Source organism: Alphaproteobacteria bacterium, from assembly GCA_016699735.1.
Classification (GTDB): domain Bacteria; phylum Pseudomonadota; class Alphaproteobacteria; order Micavibrionales; family Micavibrionaceae; genus JAGNKE01.
The window spans coordinates 1663199-1685858 of the sequence record CP065008.1 but is presented as its reverse complement, the minus strand read 5'-3'; the positions used below and the strand labels follow the sequence as shown (position 1 = coordinate 1685858).

Annotated in this window: 20 protein-coding genes; 1 reads left to right on the top strand and 19 read right to left on the bottom strand. The window is 54.3% G+C overall.

The features are described 5' to 3' along the window. Positions 1 to 97 precede the first annotated feature (97 nt). From dnaE to IPN28_08200, 15 genes are all read right to left on the bottom strand, one after another. Positions 98 to 3523 (bottom strand): DNA polymerase III subunit alpha, encoded by a 3426-nt coding sequence (gene dnaE, locus IPN28_08270; protein QQS56291.1) that lies wholly within the window; start codon positions 3521 to 3523, stop codon positions 98 to 100. Positions 3524 to 3693: 170 nt separating this feature from the next. After that, positions 3694 to 4659, bottom strand: a complete 966-nt coding sequence (locus tag IPN28_08265) for an alpha/beta hydrolase (GenBank protein QQS56290.1) — start codon at positions 4657 to 4659, stop codon at positions 3694 to 3696. 8 nt (positions 4660 to 4667) lie between these two features. Next, complete coding sequence (locus IPN28_08260) at positions 4668 to 5447, bottom strand: ABC transporter ATP-binding protein (GenBank protein QQS58573.1); 780 nt, start codon at positions 5445 to 5447, stop codon at positions 4668 to 4670. A 55-nt stretch (positions 5448 to 5502) separates the two neighbouring features. Next, positions 5503 to 6747 carry a lipoprotein-releasing ABC transporter permease subunit gene (locus IPN28_08255; GenBank protein ID QQS56289.1) on the bottom strand — a complete coding sequence of 415 codons (1245 nt, stop codon included), beginning with the start codon at positions 6745 to 6747 and terminating at the stop codon, positions 5503 to 5505. Between the two features lie 47 nt (positions 6748 to 6794). Then, on the bottom strand, positions 6795 to 8255 hold the full coding sequence (locus tag IPN28_08250) for a proline--tRNA ligase (GenBank protein QQS56288.1): 1461 nt from the start codon (positions 8253 to 8255) through the stop codon (positions 6795 to 6797). 26 nt (positions 8256 to 8281) lie between these two features. Next, a complete protein-coding gene (locus tag IPN28_08245) occupies positions 8282 to 8629 on the bottom strand; it encodes a hypothetical protein (GenBank protein ID QQS56287.1) in 348 nt (115 codons plus the stop codon). Positions 8630 to 8741: 112 nt separating this feature from the next. Continuing rightward, positions 8742 to 8999: a DUF1467 family protein gene (locus IPN28_08240; GenBank protein QQS56286.1), complete on the bottom strand. Its 258-nt coding sequence runs from the start codon at positions 8997 to 8999 to the stop codon at positions 8742 to 8744. Next, the gene (locus IPN28_08235) at positions 8996 to 10690 is read right to left on the bottom strand and encodes a ribonuclease J (GenBank protein ID QQS56285.1); all 1695 of its coding nucleotides are present in this window, start codon (positions 10688 to 10690) and stop codon (positions 8996 to 8998) included. The genes IPN28_08240 and IPN28_08235 overlap by 4 nt, the downstream gene beginning before the upstream one ends. Positions 10691 to 10692: 2 nt before the next feature. Further along, the gene (locus IPN28_08230) at positions 10693 to 11463 is read right to left on the bottom strand and encodes a type III pantothenate kinase (protein ID QQS56284.1); all 771 of its coding nucleotides are present in this window, start codon (positions 11461 to 11463) and stop codon (positions 10693 to 10695) included. Positions 11464 to 11497: 34 nt separating this feature from the next. After that, positions 11498 to 12226, bottom strand: coding sequence for a biotin--[acetyl-CoA-carboxylase] ligase (locus IPN28_08225; GenBank protein QQS56283.1), 729 nt, complete (start codon positions 12224 to 12226; stop codon positions 11498 to 11500). Continuing rightward, entirely contained in the window at positions 12226 to 13680 is a 1455-nt protein-coding gene (gene nuoN, locus IPN28_08220) for an NADH-quinone oxidoreductase subunit NuoN (protein ID QQS56282.1), read from the bottom strand. Before nuoN ends, IPN28_08225 begins: the two co-directional genes overlap by 1 nt. Then, complete coding sequence (locus tag IPN28_08215; protein QQS56281.1) at positions 13677 to 15224, bottom strand: NADH-quinone oxidoreductase subunit M; 1548 nt, start codon at positions 15222 to 15224, stop codon at positions 13677 to 13679. The genes nuoN and IPN28_08215 overlap by 4 nt, the downstream gene beginning before the upstream one ends. Then, positions 15221 to 17410: an NADH-quinone oxidoreductase subunit L gene (gene nuoL, locus IPN28_08210; GenBank protein QQS56280.1), complete on the bottom strand. Its 2190-nt coding sequence runs from the start codon at positions 17408 to 17410 to the stop codon at positions 15221 to 15223. Before nuoL ends, IPN28_08215 begins: the two co-directional genes overlap by 4 nt. Before the next feature lie 3 nt (positions 17411 to 17413). Continuing rightward, positions 17414 to 17734 carry an NADH-quinone oxidoreductase subunit NuoK gene (nuoK, locus tag IPN28_08205; protein QQS56279.1) on the bottom strand — a complete coding sequence of 107 codons (321 nt, stop codon included), beginning with the start codon at positions 17732 to 17734 and terminating at the stop codon, positions 17414 to 17416. Between the two features lies 1 nt (position 17735). Next, positions 17736 to 18350: an NADH-quinone oxidoreductase subunit J gene (locus IPN28_08200; GenBank protein QQS56278.1), complete on the bottom strand. Its 615-nt coding sequence runs from the start codon at positions 18348 to 18350 to the stop codon at positions 17736 to 17738. A gap of 209 nt (positions 18351 to 18559) precedes the next feature. Between IPN28_08200 and IPN28_08195 the strand changes: the two genes are divergently transcribed. Further along, the gene (locus IPN28_08195) at positions 18560 to 19090 is read left to right on the top strand and encodes an acyloxyacyl hydrolase (protein ID QQS56277.1); all 531 of its coding nucleotides are present in this window, start codon (positions 18560 to 18562) and stop codon (positions 19088 to 19090) included. A 1-nt stretch (position 19091) separates the two neighbouring features. Here the strand turns inward: IPN28_08195 and IPN28_08190 are convergent, their stop codons facing one another. The 4 genes from IPN28_08190 to IPN28_08175 form a co-directional block, all read right to left on the bottom strand. Continuing rightward, positions 19092 to 19832, bottom strand: coding sequence for a hypothetical protein (locus tag IPN28_08190; protein ID QQS56276.1), 741 nt, complete (start codon positions 19830 to 19832; stop codon positions 19092 to 19094). Positions 19833 to 19927: 95 nt separating this feature from the next. Beyond that, positions 19928 to 20410: an NADH-quinone oxidoreductase subunit NuoI gene (nuoI, locus tag IPN28_08185; protein QQS56275.1), complete on the bottom strand. Its 483-nt coding sequence runs from the start codon at positions 20408 to 20410 to the stop codon at positions 19928 to 19930. Position 20411: 1 nt separating this feature from the next. Further along, positions 20412 to 21551, bottom strand: coding sequence for an NADH-quinone oxidoreductase subunit NuoH (gene nuoH / locus IPN28_08180; protein ID QQS56274.1), 1140 nt, complete (start codon positions 21549 to 21551; stop codon positions 20412 to 20414). 97 nt (positions 21552 to 21648) lie between these two features. After that, complete coding sequence (locus tag IPN28_08175) at positions 21649 to 22659, bottom strand: hypothetical protein (protein QQS56273.1); 1011 nt, start codon at positions 22657 to 22659, stop codon at positions 21649 to 21651. Position 22660 lies beyond the last annotated feature (1 nt).

Below are 22660 nucleotides of genomic sequence, written 5' to 3'. Positions count from 1 at the left end.
TGAGGCCCATAACCCGCATGTGAATTTACGTTGGGGCGTTTCTACAGCGAAAACCGCCGTAATGCAAGAAAAAACAAGTCTAGCATAAAGGGGTTAATTAATGCTCAGCGACCCGCAGAACACCCTTTTGAACCCGCAGAATATCTCGGGCCTGAGCGCTGAGAGACCAGCGTCCGGGAAGGCTTAGCACAGCGGTTTTCCCGCTTCCCAGAGCGATTCGGAGTTGGATGGCCGTCTGGCCGGCCCCCTCTATTTTTAAAAAATCGCTCAATCTGCTGGCAGGTGCCGCGCTCTCCAGATCAATCACGATCTCGCTGATTTTCGTTTCCAGCAGATTATCAAGCCGCTCCAGACCGAAGCAGGTCAGGCGGAGTTGATCCTCCCGCTGTTCTGCCTCGACCGTCAGCAGCAGGGTTTGGCCGGGTTCGAGAATTTCACGGCTGGCATGAAGAATATCAGAGAAAAGAGTGACTTCGTAGACGCCTGTCGGGTCAGAAAGCTGGAGGAAGGCGTAACGGTTGCCCTTCTGGGAAACTTTTTCGGATTTCTTCAGCAGCACCCCGGCCATTTTGACGCGCACTGCTGGCTTCTCGCGCATCAGGTTTTCCAGTTCGGCAAAACTCAAAATGTTCAGGCGCTCGAGTTGTGAGCGCCTTGAATCAAGCGGATGGGACGAAAGATAAAATCCCACGGCCGCGAATTCATGGGCCAGTTGCTCCAGCGGCGACCAACGGTCCACCTTCGGCAAATCCGGCATTCCCAAGGCTCCTCCGCCTGAATCCCCGAAGAGGCTGACCTGCCCGCTGCTTCTTTCTTCCTGAACCGACTGAGCATAGCGCAGAATTGTCTCCACGCCTGCTACGAGTCGGGCACGATCCGGTTCGATGCTGTCGAAAACCCCGGCAGCGGCCATTTGCTCCAACTGCCTTTTGTTCATGGTTTTCGGGTCGATCCGCTGCGCGAAATCTTCCAGAGACTTGAATGGGCCGCTTTTTGTTCTCTCAACCACAAGGGTTTGCATGGCCTGCTCTCCTACACCCTTTAAAGCCGACAAGGCGTAGCGAACCGATGATTCCTCCACCGAGAAATCCGCCTGAGACTTGTTAATGTCTGGGGGCTTGACGCGCAGCCCCATGCGGTCGAGGTCTTGTTTGAACAGCGCCAGCTTGTCCGTGTTTCCCTTATCATAGGTCATGGAGGCGGCCATGAATTCCTGCGGATAATTGGCCTTCAGCCATGCGGTCCAATAGGCGATCAGGGCGTAAGCCGCGGCGTGGGATTTGTTAAAACCGTAGCCTGCGAATTTGGCGATCTGCTCGAAGATAAAGGAAGCCTGGTCCGCGCCGACGTTATTATTCTCCTTCGCGCCCCTGAGAAACATTTCGCGCTGGTCATCCATTTCCTCCTTGATTTTTTTACCCATGGCCCGGCGCAGGAGGTCCGCCCCGCCCAGTGAATAGCCCGCCAAGGACTGCGCGGCCTGCATGACCTGCTCCTGATAGATCATAATGCCGTAGGTTTCCTCCAGATAGGGGCGAAGGACGGGATGGAGGTAGTCGGCGTCCTCCTTCTGCTCCTTAACGCTGATGTATTTCGGAATATTGTCCATCGGGCCGGGGCGGTAGAGGGAGACCAGCGCGATGATATCCTCGAAGCGGTTGGGCTTCATCTTGCGGAGCGTGTCGCGCATCCCCGCACTTTCAAGCTGGAAGACGCCAACCGTATCTCCTGCAGACATTAAAGCGTAGGATTTTGGATCGTCCAAGGGAATATCAAGCGTTTCGATTTTTTTGCCTTTGGCTTTGAGCATATCCAGCGTTTTCTGGATCACGGTCATTGTTTTCAGACCCAGAAAGTCGAATTTAATCAGTCCGGCCTGCTCGACCGCCTTCATATTGAACTGGGTGACAGGCATATCCGAGCGCGGATCGCGGTAGAGGGGCACAACCTCGTGCAGAGGCCGATCCGAGATTACAACGCCGGCCGCGTGGGTCGAGGCATGGCGATACAAGCCTTCAAGCTGCAGCGCGATATCGAGAAGTTTTCGTTGCGTGTCGTCGCGGTTGCGTTCGTTCCTGAGTTCCTGATCCTGCTCCAGAGCCTGTTCGAGCGTGACCGGGTTGGCGGGGTTATTGGGGATCAGTTTGGCGATGCGGTCCACCTGCCCGTAGGGGATTTGCAGCACACGCCCTACATCGCGGACCACAGCGCGGGCCTGTAATTTTCCGAAGGTGATAATCTGGGCCACGCGGTCATGGCCGTAGCGCTTCTGTACATAACGGATGACTTCGTCGCGGCGGTCCTGACAGAAATCGACGTCGAAGTCCGGCAGCGAGACACGCTCGGGATTCAGGAAGCGTTCAAAAAGAAGCCCCAGCGCCAGCGGATCAAGATCGGTAATTTTCAAAGCCCATGCCACCACTGACCCTGCACCCGAGCCGCGGCCCGGACCGACAGGGATGTTCTGATCCTTCGCCCAGCGGATGAAATCCGAGACGATAAGGAAGTATCCCGGAAATCCCATGTCGTTGATCGTCTTCAACTCAAACTCCAGACGGTCGCGGTAGGGTTTGGCGACGGCCTCGCGTTGATCCTTACTTTGCATTTTCTCAAACACGAATTTTTCCAAGCGCCCTTCCAGACCCGCCCGCGCCTGTTCGCGCAATTCATCCGCCTCGCTGCGGCCGTTTGCAGACGCGAATGCGGGAAGGATCGTTTTCGAGGGTTTCAGGAGCCAGGAGCAACGCTGTGCGATGACAGAAGTATTGTTCACCGCCTCGGGGATATCCGCGAACAGGTCAATCATTTCCTGCGAGAATTTGAAATAATGTTCGGGTGTCACCTTGCGGCGCCCGGTTTCGCTGATATAGCGTCCTTCGGCGATGCAAAGCAAGGCGTCGTGGGCTTCATAGGCCTCGCGGTCCCTAAAGTAACAATCATTCGTGGCTACGATCGGTATGTCGTTTTCGTATGCTAGCGCGAGGAGAGATTCCTCGACCGCCTCCTCTTCCGGCCAGCCATGACGCTGGATTTCTATATACAAACGGCCCGGGAAGTTTTTGGAAAGTTCCAATAAGGACTGTTTTGCCTCTTCCGGGCGATGATGGAGCAGCGCCTGAGCGATCTCCCCCTTTGATCCGCCTGTCAGACAGATTAACCCTTCGGCGTGAGAGAACAGCGTTTCACGACTTACGCTGAACTGCCCCACGTCGCCGCTGTTCATATAGGTATCGCTGAGAACCTTTGAAAGATTGCGGTAGCCTTTTTCATTCTGCACGAGCAGCACAAGTTGATGCCCCGCAGCACCCAATGCTATTTGCGCCCCAAGGATCGGCTGCACTCCGGCCTTGACTGCTTCCGTAGCGAACTCCATGGCCCCAAAAAGGTTATTCGTATCTGTCACCGCAACGGCCGGCATCCGTCCAGCCACGCAAAGCTTGACCAGGTCTTTAGTCGTAATTGCCCCCTCTGCCAGAGAATAGGCCGAGTGGGTGTGAAGGTGGATAAACTTGGAGCTTGGCATCAAACAAAACCTCAATGTCTCCGCTGTTTTGCAGCGGCGACATGTGAATCCGAGAAGATTGCGGGGTTATGCTAGCCAAACAAGCCTTCTGTATGAAGCTTTTTCTTCTATCTGCAAATAAAAAGAGGTAATCTGTTCGTGCATGGACAAGGCACCGAACGACAGAAAACTTACCAAGGAAGAAGCAGACAGGCTGGCTGAACAGTTGCGCGAGTTTGCCCAGATGCGTGATTTGCTGGATGAGTCACAGGAAAAATACCGTGAACTTGACCGCAAGTATCCCTTGAAGACAAAAAGCAAATACGCGGATTAAAAATTTTTCCGATTTCATTCAGTGTTTCTCTGTCTTTATACCTGTGTAGGTCATGCCCTCCATGCTCAAACAACAGCTTATTGAAAATGCGTGCTCCCTTAAATTCTCTTTCCATGAAGCTTACGTTTTTAAATGGGACTAACCCGTCATCCCGCGCGTGCACTGCCAAGACAGGGCATTTTATCTTTTCCAGTTCGGGCAAAAGGCGCTCTAAAAACTCTGGATATTTTATTAGCTCCTCGTTGCTGTTGCGGGCGGAACGGTTAATTAGTAGTTTCAGGGGTGCTTTCTTCGCCACTTTTTGTATGGGTTTTATTTGCTCCAGACCGGGATCGAGAGAGGCGCCGATCAGGACCAATGCTTTGACTTTTTCGGGGTGATCTGCCGCTAACTTTGCCGCCAAACCGCCCCCCATGGAGTGGCCGACTAGGATGGCCTGCTGACTTTGACTTACTGATTTTAAAATCGCGCTCAAAATGCTGTAATCGCGCACTGGATCAGGGATAGCCCTGTTCGCCGGGCTAAAGCCTGGCCTATCAACGGCTATGATTTGATAAATTCCAGGCCTTTTAAGAAAATTCCACCAACTCAGGGCGCTGCCGGGGGTGCCGTGAAGGAGAAGAAGCGGCTGTCCTTCGGGTGGGCCTGCAATCAGGACGGTCGTTTTTGTATCTGCGGAAACGATTTCTTTATAAGCAACACCTGATTTTTTCAGATTTTGGCGGAGAAGATTTTCTAATCCGCAATCGCAAGCAAGCGCCCGGAGGTATGCTTTGAATGCCTCACTGAATGACCACCGAAAGGGCTTTTCCTCAGAAATCACTACTGCGCCTAGTACGGCACCAGCTTGCCGCCCTTGAGTTCCAGTATCCGGTCCATTTCCTCAGCCAGGGCGATGTTGTGCGTAGCTATGAGGGCGCCGATGCCTCGGCTGCGGACCTGTTCCATCAGGATTTCAAAAACCTCCTGCGAGGTTTCAGGATCCAGATTTCCAGTCGGTTCGTCGGCGAAAAGCAGCTTGGGCTGATTGACAAGGGCGCGGGCAATCGCCACGCGCTGCTGCTCGCCGCCAGACAGTTCCGCCGGACGGTGCTTGACGCGTTCGGCCAGCCCCATGGCCTTGAGGTATTCCTCCGCCCGGTCTTTGGCCTCACGCATATTCGTGCCCCCGATGATGAGGGGCATAGCGACGTTTTCGAGAGCGGTGAATTCCGGCAGCAGATGGTGGAACTGGTAGACAAAGCCGATTGATTTGTTTCGCAGGCGTGTGCGGGCGCTGTCGTTCATCTTGCCGACGATCTGGTCGCCGATAATGATCTGGCCACCCGTGGGGGTATCGAGAAGGCCCAATATATGCAAAAGCGTCGATTTCCCCGATCCGCTTGGCCCTACTAGTGCCGTGATTTCCCCGCCACGGAGGCGAAGATTCAGTTTCTGAAGAATATTCAGGGTCCGGTTGCCCTGCTGGTAGCGCTTTTCCAGACCCTGAACGGTCAATAAAATGTCGCCCTCCGTGCGTTTAAATTTTCGGATACGGAAGACGCCTGAACTTTTCCAAAGCTTGTTCGTTTCCAACGTGGTCGGTTCAGACTCCAGAGTTCCCGTGACCATGCTGTGGCGGTCGAAGATGGAGGAGAGAACGCCGGGTTCGTACATCGCCTGCCCCCTACTCATACCGCATCGCTTCGACGGGGTCGAGACGTGCCGCCCGCCAGGCCGGATAGAGCGTCGCCGCTACGGACAGGAAGAAGGCCATGGCGATGACGGCGATCACCTCGTTCCAGTCGATCACCGCCGGAATTTCGGAGAGAAAGCGGATTTCGGCATCCCAGACCGTATAGCCCGTCATGCTTTCAATCCATTTGCGGATGGACTCGATGTTCAACGCGAAGGAAATTCCGAGCGCCGCGCCGAAGAATGTGCCGATGAAGCCGATGCTGGCGCCCGTCAGGATAAAGATTTTCAGCATATTACGGCGGGTCGCGCCCATGGTCCGCATGATGGCGATATCGTGGCCTTTGTCCTTCACGAGCATGATCATGGACGAGATGATGTTGAAGGCGGCAACGAGGATGATCAGGCTGAGGATCAGGAACATGACGTTGCGTTCGACATTGAGGGCGTTAAAGAAGCTGCGGTTCATATCCCGCCAGTCATACACTTTTGCGAACGGATCGATCTTTATTTCCGCCGCCTGACGGATTTCATCGAGCCTGTCGGCGTCGGTGAGAAAGATTTCCAGAGAGCTGACCCCTTCGCCATAATTAAAAAGCTTCTGGGCCGCGGCCAGAGGCATGAAGATAAAGCCGCTGTTATATTCGTACATTTCGACGTCAAAAATAATTCCGACTTCATAAGTCTTTTTGCGCTGCATATTGCCGAAGGGACCGCTTTTGACTTCGGGTGAGATCAGCGTGATTTTGTCCCCCGGCTTGAGTTTGTAGCGGTCGGCGAGAACTGTCCCAACCGCAATCTTGCCTTCGACGAAGTTGCCGATTTCCCCCTGCTTGATGCCGTTGAAGAGGATGTCGCGGGCGGAGAAATCCTCCTGACTGAGGGCGCGGACCATGACCCCGTTCGCCTGCCCTTCCGCCGTGGTCATCAGGGACTGGCTTTCTATGACGGGGGTCACGCTTTTTATGCCGTCTATTTCCTTGAGTTTGGCGACGAGCATTTCGTAATCGTAGAGCTTGCCTGACGTTGAATAGGCGTTCATGTGGCCGCCCAGACCGAGAATCCGGCCAAACAGTTCCTCCCGGAAGCCATTCATCACCGACATGACGATAATAAGCGTGGCTACCCCGAGAAGGATCCCCATAAAGGAAAATCCGGCAATGACGGAGACGAAGCCTTCCGCCTTTTTTGAGCGCAGGTAGCGCCAGGCAACCATCCGTTCAAATCTGGAAAACATTTGTTACCGCCTGCCCTCCTTTGACGGGAGACTTGTTGCTCTTACAGTTAGTATGCCCGGCCTAAGAGAACCTTGCGTCCCTCGTCCTCGAAGGGTTTGTTACGCGCCGAGAGGCCATATTCGCTTTTTACATCTGCCAGTTTTTCGTCGTTCAGCACTTCGATGGGGACTTTCACAAGTCCTGTTTTTCCAGACGCGAAATACTCCTTGATGTCGCTGACCGTTTTGCCCTCCGTCAGGCTGGCGGCGTGGAATTTTCTTGAACGGTCCAGCATACTGTCATGGATCGCGTCCAGAGTTTTTGTAATCTCCTTCAGGAAAGCGTCTGCGGGCAGAGTTGTTTTCGATTCCCGACCGAGATCGCGGCGGACGAAGGTTACGGCCTGATCCTGCGCCTCGCGGCCGCCGATCTCCACGCGCACGGGGACGCCCTTTTTGACAGCATCCCACATTTTGTCCGGGGTTCGCATTTCACGTTCGTCCAGTTTAACCGTTATGCCCTGTGCCTTGAGTTTTGCCGTCAGGTTTGTGCAGAACTCCATAATCTGCGGCGTTGTGCCATCGTCTTTCAGGACCGGAAGGATTACGACCTGATGCGGGGCGATGCGGGGGGGCATGATGAGGCCGTCATCGTCGGCGTGCATCATGATGAGGCCGCCAATGACGCGGGTGCTAAAGGCCCAGCTTGTGGTGTGGACATAATGCTCGTTGCCGTCGCGGCCCTGATATTTGATGTCGCAGCTTTTGGCGAAATTTCGGCCCAGATCGTGGGTCGTGGCGGCCTGCAGAGCCTTGCCGTCCTGCATGATCGATTCAAAGGAATAGGTTTCGTCGGCGCCGGGGAAGCGTTCCTCGGGGGTTTTCACTCCTTTGAACCCTGTGAAGGCACAGTAGTCGCGGAAGAATTTTTCGTAAAAATCCAGAATGGTCAGGCAATCGCTTTTGGCGCCTTCCGCGTTTTCAAACGCGCAGTGGCCCTCGTGCCAGAAAAATTCGGATGTGCGGAGAAACATCCGCGTCCGCATTTCCCAGCGCATGACGTTGCCCCACTGGTTGAGCTTCAGGGGCAGGTCGCGGTAGGACTGAATCCAGCGGGCCATGGCGTCGCCGATGATGGTCTCCGAGGTCGGGCGGATGACGTAAGGTTCCTCCAGCTTTCCGGTCGGAACGAGGCCGTTTTCACCCATCTCCAGACGGTGATGCGTGACGACCGCGCACTCCTTGGCGAAACCGTCCACGTGTTCGGCCTCCTTGGAGAGGAAGCTGACGGGGATAAGCAGCGGGAAGGAGGCGTTTTGAACGCCGTAATCCTTCAGCCACGGATCGAAAATACGGACCATGTTCTCCCAGATCGCCAGACCGTAAGGTTTGATGATCATGCAGCCGCGCACGGGGGAGTTTTCGGCCATATCGGCGGCCTTGATGACCTGCTGGTACCATTCGGGAAAATCCTCGGCCCTTGTCGGGGTGATGGCGGTTCTGATCGCGGCTTTGGCGGGTTTATTCATCTCTTTGACGCTCCGGCACTTTTTTCTTAATTACCGCCAGAGACTAAGGGATCGGGGCTTGGCTGTCCATCCTGTTCCGGCGGGTTTTCAGTGTTTTCCAGAAGGCAGGCGGCTTTCACTCGTCCCTGCATATCCTCACCATTAAAGAGCACCCGACCATCACGGTAAATTTCCATCCAGGCGACTTCCGGCTTGAGTTCTACGCCCGCAGGCAAGGTCAAGCCGTAACGCTCGGCCAGATCGACGGTTATGGGAATGATTACAGGATCGAAGACGGCCGGAACCTGCTGCTCCAGATCGGCGGGGACGACCGCGTTTCCATCCACATCCACGCCGGGGACGTAGTCGGCTCCGGCCGTTTGATGCTGTTCCATTTCCCTGCAGATGTTTTTCTTTGGATTTGCCTCACTGTCTTCAGCGTACGCCTGTACGCCCGACAGACAAAGCAAGGCAAAAAAGGCTACATAATTAATAGTTTTCATGCGGTTATCCGTATTTCTGCGTCGCCAGTTCATGCCAGTCGATCCAGCCGGACTCGATCAGGGCAAAGGCCATAAGCCATAACATAATACTTATGCCCGTCGTGAGGATCAGTTTCTTTTTCAGTTGCGGGTCTGAGGGAGCGCCGGGGGCGGAGAGTTGATCCTGAGGTTCATGCTCGCGAGCCATGCCCAACGGCAGGACGCAGAAAATCACCGTCCACCAGATGCAGGTAAAAACGACGATTCCTGAAAATACGGTCACTTTGTTTTGCCTCTGGATTCGGGAACACGCAGGACGTGGACCGTGGTTTTCGGCTTAATCCCAAGACGGTTGTGCAAAAAGCGGCGCAGGCAGATGCGGACTTCTTCGGCGACGGCATTCTCATCAAGGCGCGGTCCTTCGGCGATGTCAGCGACGATTTCCTCAATCTCGGCAAAGATATCGTCTTCAAGTTTTGAGGGATTGCGGCCGTCGGTCAGGCCGATCATGTCCAGACAGATGTCTCCTAAAATTTCTCCGCCTGACGACAGCAGAAGAGAGGCGTGGACCGCCCCGGTATACTGCAGCTTTCTGCGGGCTATGATGGAGGGGTCACCTGAGGGGATCAGACGATCCTGATCAACGGCCAAAAGGCCTGTTTCAACCTTGGCGATTTCCTCGACCGGGCCGGGAGCCAGACGGATGAGCGATCCGTTCGAAGGAACGACAGTTTGCGGCACCTGACAGGCCCGGGCCAGTCCCGCATGGGCTTCCAGCTGTAATCTTTCCCCGTGAACCGGGATGACGCAGGCCGGACGGGTCCATTGCAGCATCTGCTCGATCTCGCCACGGCAGGGATGACCGGACACATGGATGGTATTGTCTGTTTCACCCGGCGATATGATATGTATACCCTTGGCTACGAGGTTGTTCTTTACCGCGTTGATGTTACGTTCGTTCCCCGGTATGGCGCGGGCTGAGAAAATCACCGTATCGCCCTTCGATAAATGCACGGAAGGGTGTTCGTCGCGTGCGATCCGGGCTAATGCGGAGCGGTATTCACCCTGCGATCCCGTCACGATCAATACCGTCTTTTCGTCCGGCAAAAATCCGATATCTTCTTCGGATACGAATTCCTTGAGGTTGCGGAGATAGCCGCATTCCTGCGCGGCGGCAACCATGCGGTGCAGGGAGCGCCCAACGACGGTCACATGGCGGCCGGTCTTGTGGGCGGCCTCGGCTATACTGACCATGCGGCCTATGTTCGAGGAAAAGAGGGTTACGGCGATCCGGCCTTTGCGGTTTTTGAATTCTTCGTAAAGCCCTTTAGAGGCGTCCCGCTCGGAGCCGGAAAATCCGGGGACAAGCGCGTTAGTGGAATCTCCTATGTAGGCAACGATCCCCTCCTCGCCCAAGCTTTTAAAAGTTTTATCTTCGGTCTTCAGGCCCACGACCGGGTTGGGGTCAAGGTTCCAGTCGCCGCTATGCAGGATGTTGCCATGTTCGGTGCGGATCATCAAGGCGCAGCTATCGGGCACCGAGTGCGAGACGGGGATGAACTGAACCCCGAAGGTTCCGATCTGAACCTTCATGAGCGGGTCAACCACGTTTATTTTAGCGTCATAAATTCCGGCTTCTTCGAGCTTTTTTCTTAGGACCACCGCTGTGAACGGGGTGGCGTAGAGAGGACACTCGAACCGGGGCCATAAATGGCTCACTGCACCGATGTGATCCTCATGGGCGTGGGTGATAATCATGCCCTTGAGCTTCTTTTTATTCTGCTCAAGAAAGGCCGGGTCGGGCAGGACTATGTCAATTCCCGGAAAGCGCTCATCGGCAAACCCCATCCCGCAATCCACGGCTAGAAACTGCCCGTTACAGACATAGATGTTCAGGTTGATGCCGAACTGCTCGCTGCCTCCCAAGGGGATAAAATAAAGGCCGTCCTTTTTAAGCAAGCGGTTTGACGGCATTATTACTTACTCTTATGGTCCTGATAAATTTTCAGCAAACCTTTGAGGGTCAGGTGTTCGTCCACCTCCTCGATAATCTCTGTCCCCTCTGCATAAAGGACGGCCAGACCGCCGGTGGCCAGAACAAAAAGCTCCGCACCTATCTCTTCTCGTATTTGCCGCACTATTCCCTCGATCAGGCCGATATAGCCCCAATACATACCGGACTGCATGGCGTCCACGGTATTACGGCCGATGACCGCCGGAGGCTTCTGGATGCTGACCTTAGGCAGTTTCGCGGCGCGGCTGTGCAGGGCTTCTATGGACAGGCGGACGCCGGGCGCGATCACGCCGCCTCTGTAGGTTCCGTGGTTGTCGATGACATCAAAAGTCGTCGCCGTTCCAAAATCAATGACGACCGCCGGGGTGCGGTAATGCTCAACCACCGCGACGGCGTTGACGATGCGGTCGGCTCCCAATTCTGCAGGCCTGTCCAGATCAATTTTTACCCCTTTGACAGAAGCTGCCGTTACAAAAAATGGCTTTCTTGAAAGATATTTGATTGAAAAACGCTCGATATGTAAATCCGCCTCAGGCACTACTGAGCAAATCATGACGTCTCTGACGTCGGACCATTCCACTCCGGCCATATCGAACAAGGGACGCAAAAAGACTGCGTATTCATCAACGGAACGCGCCGTATCCGTCCGGCAGCGCCAGAAGTGCTCGACCTTGTCCCCTTTAAAAAGGGCAAAGACCGTGTTGGTATTTCCGATGTCGATGGCCATTAACATGGGCAGGGTATAGCATATTCAAAAGAGACTGGCATTACATAAAAAGGACTTCCCCCGAGGTGACGGTCAGGTTTCTGCCGTCCGGGGTTTTCAGAACCAACCCTCCCTTCGGGTCGATATCTTGAAACATCCCTGATTTCAGTGAGTTCCCTTGCCCTACGCTCATGACCGTTTGGGCGGGAACAGTCTTTTCAAGCCATTGCCTGCGAAACGGGGCAAAGCCCTCCTGCCGCCAGAGGGTGTAATCGTGCGCCAGAATTTGCAGGACCGTATCCCGTATGGAGGCGAGTGGTACGCCTATACCCGTGGCGTCTTCAAGGGCAATCCCTACTTCCGCCGGAGCGGATAAAATGTTGATGCCGATTCCGAGGATGACCGCCTTGACCTCCGCGTTCCGGCCTGTTTCAGTTTCCAACAATATTCCTGAGCATTTCCTGCCGTGAAGGAGGATGTCGTTGGGCCATTTCAGGAGAAAATTCCGATCCTGGCCGTATATTTTCTCCAAGGCCTTGCAGACCGACAGGCAACTCACGAGGGACAGTTGGCCTACAAGTGAGAGGTCGCCCTCGGGTTTCAAAAGAGCGGACAGGTAAAGATTTCCAGGCGGAGAAAACCAGAGACGGCCCTGACGCCCGCGGCCGCGAGTCTGCTGGATCGCCTGTATCACAAAACCCTCCTCCGGATTTTGCTTCAACCCTTCCCTGAGCGTCTCCTGCGTACTCTCCAAAGTTTCGTAGGTTTCAATTCGCCAGTTAACGCTCATCACTCGGCTTTTGACGATGAGGAGAGCGCACTGGCCGCGTTCATGGCGCTATCGACCAGAAAATTGGGTTTTACGATAAAGCCGAGGATGAATATCACGGAACAAAGAAGAATGGCTTTCCTTTCGAAGGATATGCCGGGATCAAGGGCTTGCGTGGCCTCATCAAAAAACATGACCTTGATGATCCGCAGGTAATAATAGGCGGAAACCACAGAACTCAGGACACCGAGAATCACGAGGGGAAACAACCCCTGCTCCACCGCGGCCAGAAAGATAAAGAGCTTGCCAAAAAATCCGGCCAGAGGCGGGATGCCGCTCAAGGAGAACATCAGGGCGGCCATAGCGTAGGCCAAAAGAGGTCTGTTGCGGGACAGGCCGGACAGATCGGAGATACGCGTGACCATGATGCCTTCGCGCCTCATGCACAGGATGACGGCAAAGACTCCCGCGGTCATGATCATGTAGATGGAGAGATAGAGGATTACAGCCCCGACGCCCTGCGGCGTTCCGGCGACCAGCCCGATCAGAGCGTAACCCATGTTACCTATGGAGCTATAGGCCATCAGGCGTTTGATATCGTCCTGCGCCAGCGCGGCGAAGGCACCGACGACCATTGAGGCGACGGACAAGAAATAAACAATTTGCATCCATTCGCCGGATACCGGGGAGAAGGTATAGGTCAGGACACGCAGCAGCAGACCCATGGCGGCAATTTTGGGCACCATGGCGAAGAAGGCCGTTACGGAAGTCGGGGCGCCCTGATAGACGTCCGGGGTCCACATATGGAAGGGTACTGCGGAAATCTTGAAGGCCAGTCCCGCCAGCAGGAAGGCCATGCCGATGGTCACGCCGGGGGAATGGGGCTGCGCTTGAAGAAGGGTTTCACGGATGACCCCAAAATCGACGGAGCCAGTAAATCCATAGATCAGGGAGATGCCGAAGAGCAGCATTCCCGATGAGAGTGCGCCGAGAACAAAATACTTTATCGCCGCCTCCGCCGATTGAATGGAACTGCGATGGAACGCGGCCAGAATGTAGAGGCTCAGGGATTGCAGTTCCAGAGCCATGTAGAGCGAAAGAAAATTGTTCGCAGAGACCATCAGCATCATGCCGATGCCGGCCAGAGTTATCAGGACCGGATATTCAAAACGCGCCATGCGCTCCTGTTGCAGGTATTCCACTGACAAGGCCAGAGAGGCGATCAAACCCATCAGGATCAGGATTTTGAACAAGGCCGAGAATTTATCGGCGATAAACATTCCGTTTAACGCAGTTTGGCTTTCGGCGGGCATATTCAAGATCAGACACGCCGCAACGGCAAAGCCCGCGCAGGTCAGCCAGCAGATCAGGGTGGTCGAACGGTTTCCCATGAAGACGCCCAGGATCAGAAGGACCATCGCGGATACGGCAAGGAGAATCTCCGGCAACAAAGGAATAAGGCTAAAATCGTTCATGTGCCCTTCGCCTTTTTTTCCAGACTTTCAAGGTGCGCCTCGTTAAAACCGAGCGGCTGATGCGACATTTCGTAATGGCCGAGAAGCGCCCGCGTCGAGGGAGCGATGCCGTCCGTCACCTGCGTCGGGAAAATGCCGTAATAAATCACCGCCAGAGCCAGAGGCACGAGGATTATTTTTTCGATAACAGACAAATCGTCCAACTCAGCGGCGTCTTGATTAACCTGTGGGCCGAAGATCACGTTGCGGTAGAGAAGCAGCATATAGGCCGCGCCGAGGACCAGACCCGTGGCCGCCAGCGCCGCGAATGTCGTGCTGGCCTGAAAGGTTCCGGCCAGAGCCAGAAACTCACCGACAAAGCCGGAGGTACCGGGCAAACCGACCGAACCGAGCATGAAGATCATGAACACAACCGCGTAGTTGGGCATATTTTTGACCAACCCTCCGTAACGGGCAATCTCGCGGGTGTGAAGCCGGTCATAAACGACACCCACGCAGAGAAAGAGCGCCGCGGAAATGATCCCGTGGCTGAGCATCTGAAATATTGCCCCGTCCACTCCCTGCTGGGTAAAGCTAAAAATTCCAAGCGTGACAAAGCCCATATGCGCTACGGAGGAATAGGCGATCAGTTTTTTCATATCCTCCTGGACCAGAGCGACGAGGGAGGCATAAATGATCGCTATGACGCTGAGTGTCAAGACGAGCGGTGCGAAATACATACTGGCGAGGGGAAGCATAGGCAAAGAGAACCTCAGGAAGCCATAGCCACCCATTTTCAGAAGAACTCCGGCCAGAATGACCGAGCCGGCCGTCGGCGCCTCAACGTGCGCGTCCGGTAGCCATGTGTGGACGGGCCACATGGGCATTTTCACGGCGAAACTGGCGAAGAAGGCCAGCCATATCCATTTCTGGAATTCAAGATCGGTCGTGGCGTGCATCAGGGTTGGAATGTCGGTGCTGCCCGTCTTAACATAAAGGGCCAGAAGGGCGATCAGCATGAGGACCGAGCCAAGCAGCGTGAACAGGAAAAACTTGAACGAGGCGTAGATGCGGCGCGGACCGCCCCAGATGCCGATAATCAGAAACATCGGGATCAGGACGCCCTCAAAGAAGACGTAAAAGAGAACCGTGTCGAGGGCGCAGAATGTGCCGATCATCAGGCTTTCCAGAACAAGAAAAGCGATCATGTATTCCCTGATCCGCGTCTCGATCGAATTCCAACTCGCCAGGATGCATACGGGCGTTAAAACCGCCGACAGGAGAACAAAGTAGACGGAAATGCCGTCTACCCCGACGTGATAGTTGAGGTTGACTGCCGCGAACCAGACGAATTTTTCGACAAACTGAAAATCGGCGCTGGCCTTATCGAAGCCCGAGATCATATAAAGCGCAAAGGCCAGCACAAACAGCGAACCGAAAAGAGCGAGATGTTTTACGTTTTTCTCGATGACTGCTTCGTCGCCCTTCTCGCCGCGGATGAGCGTAATCATCGCGGCGCAGATCAGAGGCAGAACGATCATGATCGAGAGAATGGGCGGCATCATGGCTGCGTCTCCTCAAGCAAAGGCGCCGTGACCGCCGCCGGAGAATCGACGGGCTTGATGCCCTGAGCGGGCTGCACCCGGAAGACCAGCCAGGAGACCATTGCCACCAGCGCAATCATCATCACAAAGGCATACTGGTAGACAAAGCCGCTCTGGAATCGGCTGAAAGCGCTGCCTGTCTTTCTGGAGAGATAGGCAAAGCCGTCCGGTCCGAGGCCGTCGATGAACTCCTTATCACCGACATTCCAGAACACGCGTCCGAGTCGGACCGCGCTTTTGACGAACAGCGCCTCGTAAATCTGGTCGAAATACCATTTATTGAAGAAAAGTTGGTGCACAGGGCGCAGGCTTGACGCTATGACGGCAGGCAAACCGGGCTTTGCAATATACGTGATGTACGCGAGCAGGATGCCCAGAACGCCGACGATCAGGGGCATTAGCTTGACCCAGGTTGGAACGCCGTGCGCGGCTTCGAGCGTATCGTTCTGATCGCGGACGTAGATGGCTTTTTGCCAGAAGAACTGGCGCGACCAGGGATTAAGACCTGCGTCCGAGGCTCGTCCGCCTTCGCTATTATGCATCGACTGTTCATGCGGGGTATCATGATCAACTGATTGCGTGGCATCCCCAGCGTTCTGCGGGTCGGAGCCGTGTTCCATACCTTCGATCAGCGCTTCGTTGATCGCGCCGTGATGGGTGTAGGCGGAACCGACGAACCCGCCATAAAAAAGGTGGCCGGCAAAGATGGCCCCTGCGGCCAGAACGAGAAGCGGGCTTATCATTATAAAGGGTGATTCATGGACGTGATCCATGACTTCGCGGCTGGCCCGGGGCTTGCCGTGGAAAGTCATGAAGATCAGCCGCCATGAATAGAAAGCCGTCATGAAGGCGGCGGCAATGCCCATCCAGAAGGCGAACATCCCTACCCCTGTCTGGTCCGCCCATGCGGCCTCCAGAATGATATCCTTCGAGTAATAGCCTGCGAAAGGCGGAATTCCCGCCAAGGCCAGTGCGCCGATCCACATCAGGGTGTAGGTGATGGGGATTTCCTTCCTGATCCCGCCCATGTTCCGCATGTCCTGCTCGTCGGACATGGCGTGGATGACCGATCCGGCTCCGAGGAAGAGCAGTGCTTTGAAGAATGCATGAGTCATAAGATGGAACATCGCGGCACCGTAGGCCGATACACCGAGGGCGAAGAACATGTAGCCGAGCTGCGACATCGTGGAATAGGCGATCACACGTTTGATATCGAACTGAGTCATGCCTATGGTTGCGGCAACGAAAGCGGTCAAGGCGCCGACAACCGTGACGACCGACAGGGCGAAGGGTGCGTATTCGAAGAGCGGGGAAAAACGGGCGACGAGAAAGACCCCGGCGGTGACCATCGTTGCGGCATGGATCAGCGCGGAGACGGGCGTTGGCCCCTCCATTGCGTCGGGCAGCCATGTATGCAAGCCGAGTTGCGCTGATTTTCCGACAGCGCCCATGAACAGCAAGAGACAGATGACTGTCAGGGCATGGACCTTGTAGCCCAGAAAATATACGCTGGTCTGCGCGTATTGTTCGGGGTTGGAAAATATTTCATCAAAGGTGATGCTGCCGAACAGGGCAAAAATCCCCATTGCCCCCAGCGCCAGACCGAAATCGCCGACGCGGTTGACAATGAACGCTTTCTGCGCGGCAGCGTTGGCGGAATGTTTGTGCGACCAGAAGCCGATCAGCAGGTAGGAGGCCAGACCGACGCCCTCCCAACCGCAGAACAACTGTAAGAGGTTGTTCGACGTCACCAGCATGAGCATGGCAAAGGTGAAAAGGCTGAGATAGGCCATGAAGCGCCCCTTGGCGGGGTCGTGGCTCATATAGCCGACTGAATAGACGTGTACGCAGGCGGAGACAATGTTGATGACGCACATCATGACCACGGACAGCTGGTCGATCCTGAGCGCCCAGTCGGCTTTGAAAGCGCCGGATTCAACCCAGCGGGTCATAACGATGGTGTAACTGTGATCCGTCAGGACGTCGGGATGGAAGATAATGCTGGAAAAGAGGGCTACAGAGGCCAGAGCCGCCAGTATAACAGCCGCGCAAGTCACGAGTTGGCAACCCCTGTCGCCGATCTGCCGTCCGAACAAGCCGGCGATCAGAAAGGCCAAGAGCGGAGAAAAGACGGCCAGATATTCCATCCCCTATCCCCTCATGCCTGAAATATCGTCCACCTCAATCGACCCCTTGTTGCGGAAGAAGACGACGAGGATGGCCAGGCCGATGGCGGCCTCTGCTGCTGCCACCGTGAGAATAAACATGGTAAAGACCTGTCCCGTCAGGTCGTTCAGGTAGGCGGAGAAGGCCACAAAGTTAATGTTTACGGCCAGAAGCATCAGTTCAATCGACATCAGGATCACGATCACGTTCTTACGGTTTAGGAAAATGCCGAAGACGCCGATTGTGAAAATAATCCCGGCGAGGATCAGGAAATGTTCAATGCCGATGGTGCCCCCCTGCTCCATGCTAAACCCCCGATCCTGACGTTACTTTGGCGATTTCAAGAACGTCTTCGGCCTTGCGCGAAACCTGGGCGGCGATTTTCTGTTTACGGACGCCGGGGCGGGTGCGGTGGGTCAGAACGATGGCTCCTATCATCGCGACAAGAAGGATCAGTCCGGCGAGCTGGAACGCATAGACATATTCCGTGTAGAGCACGGTTCCCAGCATTTCCGTATTCGTCATATTCTCCATCTTTTCGACCGGAAACGCTCTGTTTCCCTCTACAGTCGCCGATTTCCCCCACATTCCGTAAAGGGTCACTAGTTCGAAAAGCAGTAAGGCTCCGATACAGCAGCCCAAGGGGACGTAGCTCATCGCTCCCTTGCGGAGGTCGGCGAAGTTGATGTCCAGCATCATGACTACAAAGAGGAAGAGTACTGCGACTGCGCCGACATAAACGATCACTAAAATCATTCCGATGAACTCGGCACCGAGCAAAATAAACAATCCGGCCGCGTTAAAAAAAGCCAGAATAAGAAAAAGGACTGAATGTACGGGGTTGCGTGCCGTGATGACCATCAAAGCGCTGAGGACCAGGATGCCGGCGAAAAGATAAAAGGCAAAAGCCTGAACGACCATCGGTGTCTCTATTCTTTTTTATCTCCTTTTTCTAATCCCTTATCCCCGGACCCGCAAGGGCCGTTCTGCAAAAAATACAGTTTCACTCGGCAAAATTTTCCCGCTTGATTTTCTGATTCGCAGGAGTCATACCAACATATAAATCCTTTTTGTTTTCAGTTTCCTCTGCGTTTTTCCTTAACGATATTATTCATTGAGGTTTATAAGACGTGAAAAAATTTTCATTTTTGGCTTTTGTATTATCTTTACTTGTCTCTCCCCCAGCATTTGCTGAGGGTACGGGCGGGTTTCTTGGCCTTTCGATCGGCTATTATGACATTTTTCCTGAAGATGACGGACAAACGGTCGATTTCCGAGCAGAATACAGACCCGATACGGCAATCTTCATCAAAGAAATCAAGCCGTGGGCCGGACTGGACTTGACGGCGGACGGTGCGTTCTGGGCCGGGGGCGGGTTTCTTGTGGATGTCAAACTGACGGATCATCTTTATCTTACGCCTAGCTTCGGGGCTGGCCTCTACAGTCCGGGGAATAACAATGCGGATCTTTTCTACCCGCTGATTTTCCGCTCGCAGTTTGAGATGGGCTATCAGTTTGACTCCGGCAGCCGCCTGGCGCTCAGCTTCAGCCATATGTCAAATTGCGGACGGGGCGACGATAATCCGGGCGTTGAGATGCTCAATCTTTATTATCATATCCCCCTCAGCCGATTTTCCGACTGGAAGGTTTCGGATACGTGACCTAATGCAGGTCGAAATCGTGGCGGGAAGTTGCTATTCCATGTTTTTCACGGAAGTCTTGAGGTAAGGCCGCTTTTTCGTTTTCAGGAAGATTCCGGAAGTAGTCAATATCCGGGTGGGTGACGATGACGCGGATAAAGGTCCGGCCGCCCTCGTAAACCGCCGCGCCCTGCGTATGAAAGGTACTCTGCCGTCCTCTAAGCATTTCGTAAGGCTTTGCCTGTAACATCAACCCCTGCTCCACCATTTCTTCCGGGGTCATTCTGTTCAGCGTGTCTTCGGGTTTCTTCACATGCTGGGCCTGAGCGATCGTTCCCTGTTTGTTGGACAGAAAGTACACGTAATCCTCTTCAACCGGATTTTGCGTTCTTGATGGGTCTGCGTGAACTGTTCTGTTAGGAGTCTGGGGGGTAAAATTCTGGCGATAGCTCAGCTCAATCCGTGAATGACGGTAAAGAGCGTTAGTTTTTACCTGATCGTCGATTAGCATTTGCAACGGTTCGATCAGATGTTCATATCCCGGAGGCATGAGAACACCGTCCTGACCCGAGGATTTTATCACAGTGTTTTCGATCTGGGCGCGCCGAACCGGTGTGTCGAATTTTTCTTGGTTCTGAATATAGCCAATAGTTTCGACCGGCGTTCCGAAGGGGTGCAGTTCGGCAGGCACATCCTTGAGATCGGATTCATCGACCCGAACGGACTTTACCCACTCCCCCATCAATCCGCCGACCTGATGCACGGCGCACTCCCGTAATAGGTTACTTCTTTCTTCCCTATTTTAATGCAATAATGTTGCGAAAGTCAAACTTACGGAAAGGGTCGGTTACAGAAACGTCAGCGATAAGGCGCGTCGGCGAGAAGATTGGCCGCGATCTGGGCCTCCCAGCGGTCGCCGTTGGCGAGAAGCTTGTCCTTATTATAGTAAAGCTCTTCGCGGGTTTCGACGGCGAATTCGAAGTTTGGCCCCTCCACGATGGCATCCACCGGGCAGGCCTCCTGACACAGGCCGCAATAAATGCATTTGGTCATGTCGATATCGTAGCGGGTGGTGCGGCGGGAGCCGTCTTCGCGGGGCTCGGCCTCGATGGTTATGGCGAGAGCGGGACAGATGGCTTCGCAGAGCTTGCAGGCGATGCAGCGTTCTTCGCCATTCGGGTAGCGCCGGAGAGCGTGTTCGCCGCGGAAGCGCGGGGAGATCGGCCCCTTTTCGTAAGGGTAGTTGATCGTCACCCGCGGCATAAAAAAGATGTATTTCAGGGTCAGGCAGAAGCCCTTGACGATTTCGGTCAGAAGGAAGGCGCGGGCGAAGCGGTCCATCTTATTCCCCCTCCCCTATCGGAGCGGGAACAGGCTCCTCGGGTGAAATCAAGGGCACGGGCGGCATGGCTTCGGGAAGCGATGGAGGAGCTTGCATGATGACTGCGGGGATTTCGACAGGGACGGAATTTTTGTTGGGCAGGGCATCGAAGGCGACGAGAATCCCTGCGGTCAACACCACCCAGAGCAGCGTAAAAGGTAGAAAAACCTTCCAGCCGAGGCGCATGAGCTGGTCGTAACGATAACGCGGCAGCGTTCCCCGCGCCCAGAGAAAAATAAAAAGGATGAACGCGGTTTTGAGGCCGAACCAGATTACACCCGGCACTATGGACAAAGCCTCTATGCCGAACGGTGGCAACCAGCCGCCGAGGAACAAAGTCGTCGTTATGGCGCTCATCAAAATCATATTCGCGTATTCACCCAGAAAGAACAGGGCGAAGGTCATGGCCGAATATTCGACCATGAAGCCGCCGGTGATTTCCGATTCGCCCTCCGGCAGGTCAAACGGAGCGCGGTTGGTTTCGGCGAGGATGGAGATCAGGAACACGATAAACATCGGGAAGAGCAAGACCTGCATCCAGAGCGGACGTGGAGCCAGAACAATCTCCTGAAGATTGAGAGAGCCCGCGCACAGTAATACACAGACAATAATAAGGCCCATGGAGACTTCATAGGAGACCATCTGCGAGGCGGATCTCAAGCCGCCTAAAAAAGCGTAGCGGGAGTTCGAGGCCCAGCCGGCCATAATGACCCCATAGACACCCATGGAGGAAATCGCAAAAAGATAGAGAACACCGACATTGATGTTGGCGATCACCCAATCCTTGTTGAAGGGAATCACGGCCCAAGCGATTAGAGACAGTGCAAAAAGTATCATCGGGGCCATGAGGAAGACCACCCGGTGCGCCTGAGAGGGGATGATCGTTTCCTTTGAGAAAAGCTTGACCCCATCGGCAATCGGTTGCAACAAGCCAAATGGGCCGACGGTCATTGGCCCCTGGCGGCGCTGAATCGCTCCCAAGACTTTGCGCTCGGCATAGGTGAGGTAAGCTACGGCGAGCAAGACAACGACCGTAACAAGCACGATCCAGAAGACCGTCATTCCCAGCCATTGCGCGTAAAGCATAAAAGTTTCGGACATTATTTTGTTCCGGGCATGTTGTCTGGCCGTTTGCCAGCCCAAAACTGCCCTCTTTTAAGGACAAAGTAAAGAGTGTGTGCAGCTAAAAATTTCCTGATCAAACTTGTGGTGCTGCGACTGAAGCACCCGGAGCCTCTCTTGCAACGCGGAGAGTTTCCGATCCTCCTGCTCCTGCCGATGTAAGTTCCGGCAATGACGGTGCGCTTTGGCTCCGATTGTTGTAGTTCTCCCCCGCCAGTTTGACCACATCAGCTGCGAAAAGATCATAGCCTTTTTGATGCGCCCTTTCGAGCCAAGTACTCAAATCCGTTGTAGTGACACCCTTTCCGCCCTTGCTTTCAGCGAACGTAAGTTTTCCCGTTTCGGTGTCTGCATAAACAATTCCTATATGATTGATTCCATGGGTACGTCCGGCATCCCATCCCCTCTCACCGGAGTCGATCCCTATAATCATTCCGGCTTTCATATTAGACAGGTTTACTTGGTCACCGCGCAGCATAAAATTTGTTGCTTCTGAAACGCGGCTAATCTGGCCGTCTGAATGCGTACCGAAGACAGTGCGCATATTCGCCGAAGACCCTGACCGTAAAGCCTCAATCTGAATAACTGCGTTTCTTACAAAACCGCTGCAGCTCACCGCGTTCGCTGTTTCGGCTTTCGCGTCAAATTCATATTTTACGCCTCTACGCAGGCAATCCTCAGCGTATCTTTCAATTCCTATACTTACTGCTGCCCTTAAAGCGGCTTCCGAATAAGTGGGGTTTGAAAAAAGAGATGATGGCCCTATAACGCCGGCAGACATCGAAGGCGCTGCGGGAGTTGCAAGCTGATCTGGAGCGGAGGTTTGACCAGAAACAGAAACCTGAGGGGAAATTGAAGCCTGAACAGGCGTGAAATCAGGATAAGCAGCTTGAAAAACAGGATGCGCGATAATTTGCTCCTCTGAAATATCTTCTGTCAGCGAAGCCGTTTCTGGGGGCAGTCCAACCCCTAAATCCTTAAAAATATTCTGTATAATTAGAAGAAGATTGAAAAAGCTGTCCTCGTGCCGCTGCTCGGGCTGCCTTTCCTCTCTCTTTTGCGGTTTGGCAGTTTCCTGTTGAGCCATG

Excerpts from the sequence above, each read along its gene's own strand:
- nuoK (QQS56279.1), bottom strand. The coding sequence starts at position 17,734 with ATGGAGCAGGGGGGCACCATCGGCATTGAACATTTCCTGATCCTCGCC.
- nuoI (QQS56275.1), bottom strand. The coding sequence starts at position 20,410 with ATGGACCGCTTCGCCCGCGCCTTCCTTCTGACCGAAATCGTCAAGGGC.
- IPN28_08235 (QQS56285.1), bottom strand. The coding sequence starts at position 10,690 with ATGCCGTCAAACCGCTTGCTTAAAAAGGACGGCCTTTATTTTATCCCC.
- IPN28_08225 (QQS56283.1), bottom strand. The coding sequence starts at position 12,226 with ATGAGCGTTAACTGGCGAATTGAAACCTACGAAACTTTGGAGAGTACG.
- nuoL (QQS56280.1), bottom strand. The coding sequence starts at position 17,410 with ATGGAATATCTGGCCGTCTTTTCTCCGCTCTTGGCCTTTCTGATCGCC.
- nuoN (QQS56282.1), bottom strand. The coding sequence starts at position 13,680 with ATGAACGATTTTAGCCTTATTCCTTTGTTGCCGGAGATTCTCCTTGCC.
- IPN28_08245 (QQS56287.1), bottom strand. The coding sequence starts at position 8,629 with ATGGAACAGCATCAAACGGCCGGAGCCGACTACGTCCCCGGCGTGGAT.
- IPN28_08230 (QQS56284.1), bottom strand. The coding sequence starts at position 11,463 with ATGTTAATGGCCATCGACATCGGAAATACCAACACGGTCTTTGCCCTT.
- IPN28_08255 (QQS56289.1), bottom strand. The coding sequence starts at position 6,747 with ATGTTTTCCAGATTTGAACGGATGGTTGCCTGGCGCTACCTGCGCTCA.
- IPN28_08250 (QQS56288.1), bottom strand. The coding sequence starts at position 8,255 with ATGAATAAACCCGCCAAAGCCGCGATCAGAACCGCCATCACCCCGACA.
- IPN28_08260 (QQS58573.1), bottom strand. The coding sequence starts at position 5,447 with ATGGTCACGGGAACTCTGGAGTCTGAACCGACCACGTTGGAAACGAAC.
- IPN28_08175 (QQS56273.1), bottom strand. The coding sequence starts at position 22,659 with ATGGCTCAACAGGAAACTGCCAAACCGCAAAAGAGAGAGGAAAGGCAG.
- IPN28_08200 (QQS56278.1), bottom strand. The coding sequence starts at position 18,350 with ATGGTCGTTCAGGCTTTTGCCTTTTATCTTTTCGCCGGCATCCTGGTC.
- IPN28_08215 (QQS56281.1), bottom strand. The coding sequence starts at position 15,224 with ATGATGCCGCCCATTCTCTCGATCATGATCGTTCTGCCTCTGATCTGC.
- dnaE (QQS56291.1), bottom strand. The coding sequence starts at position 3,523 with ATGCCAAGCTCCAAGTTTATCCACCTTCACACCCACTCGGCCTATTCT.
- nuoH (QQS56274.1), bottom strand. The coding sequence starts at position 21,551 with ATGTCCGAAACTTTTATGCTTTACGCGCAATGGCTGGGAATGACGGTC.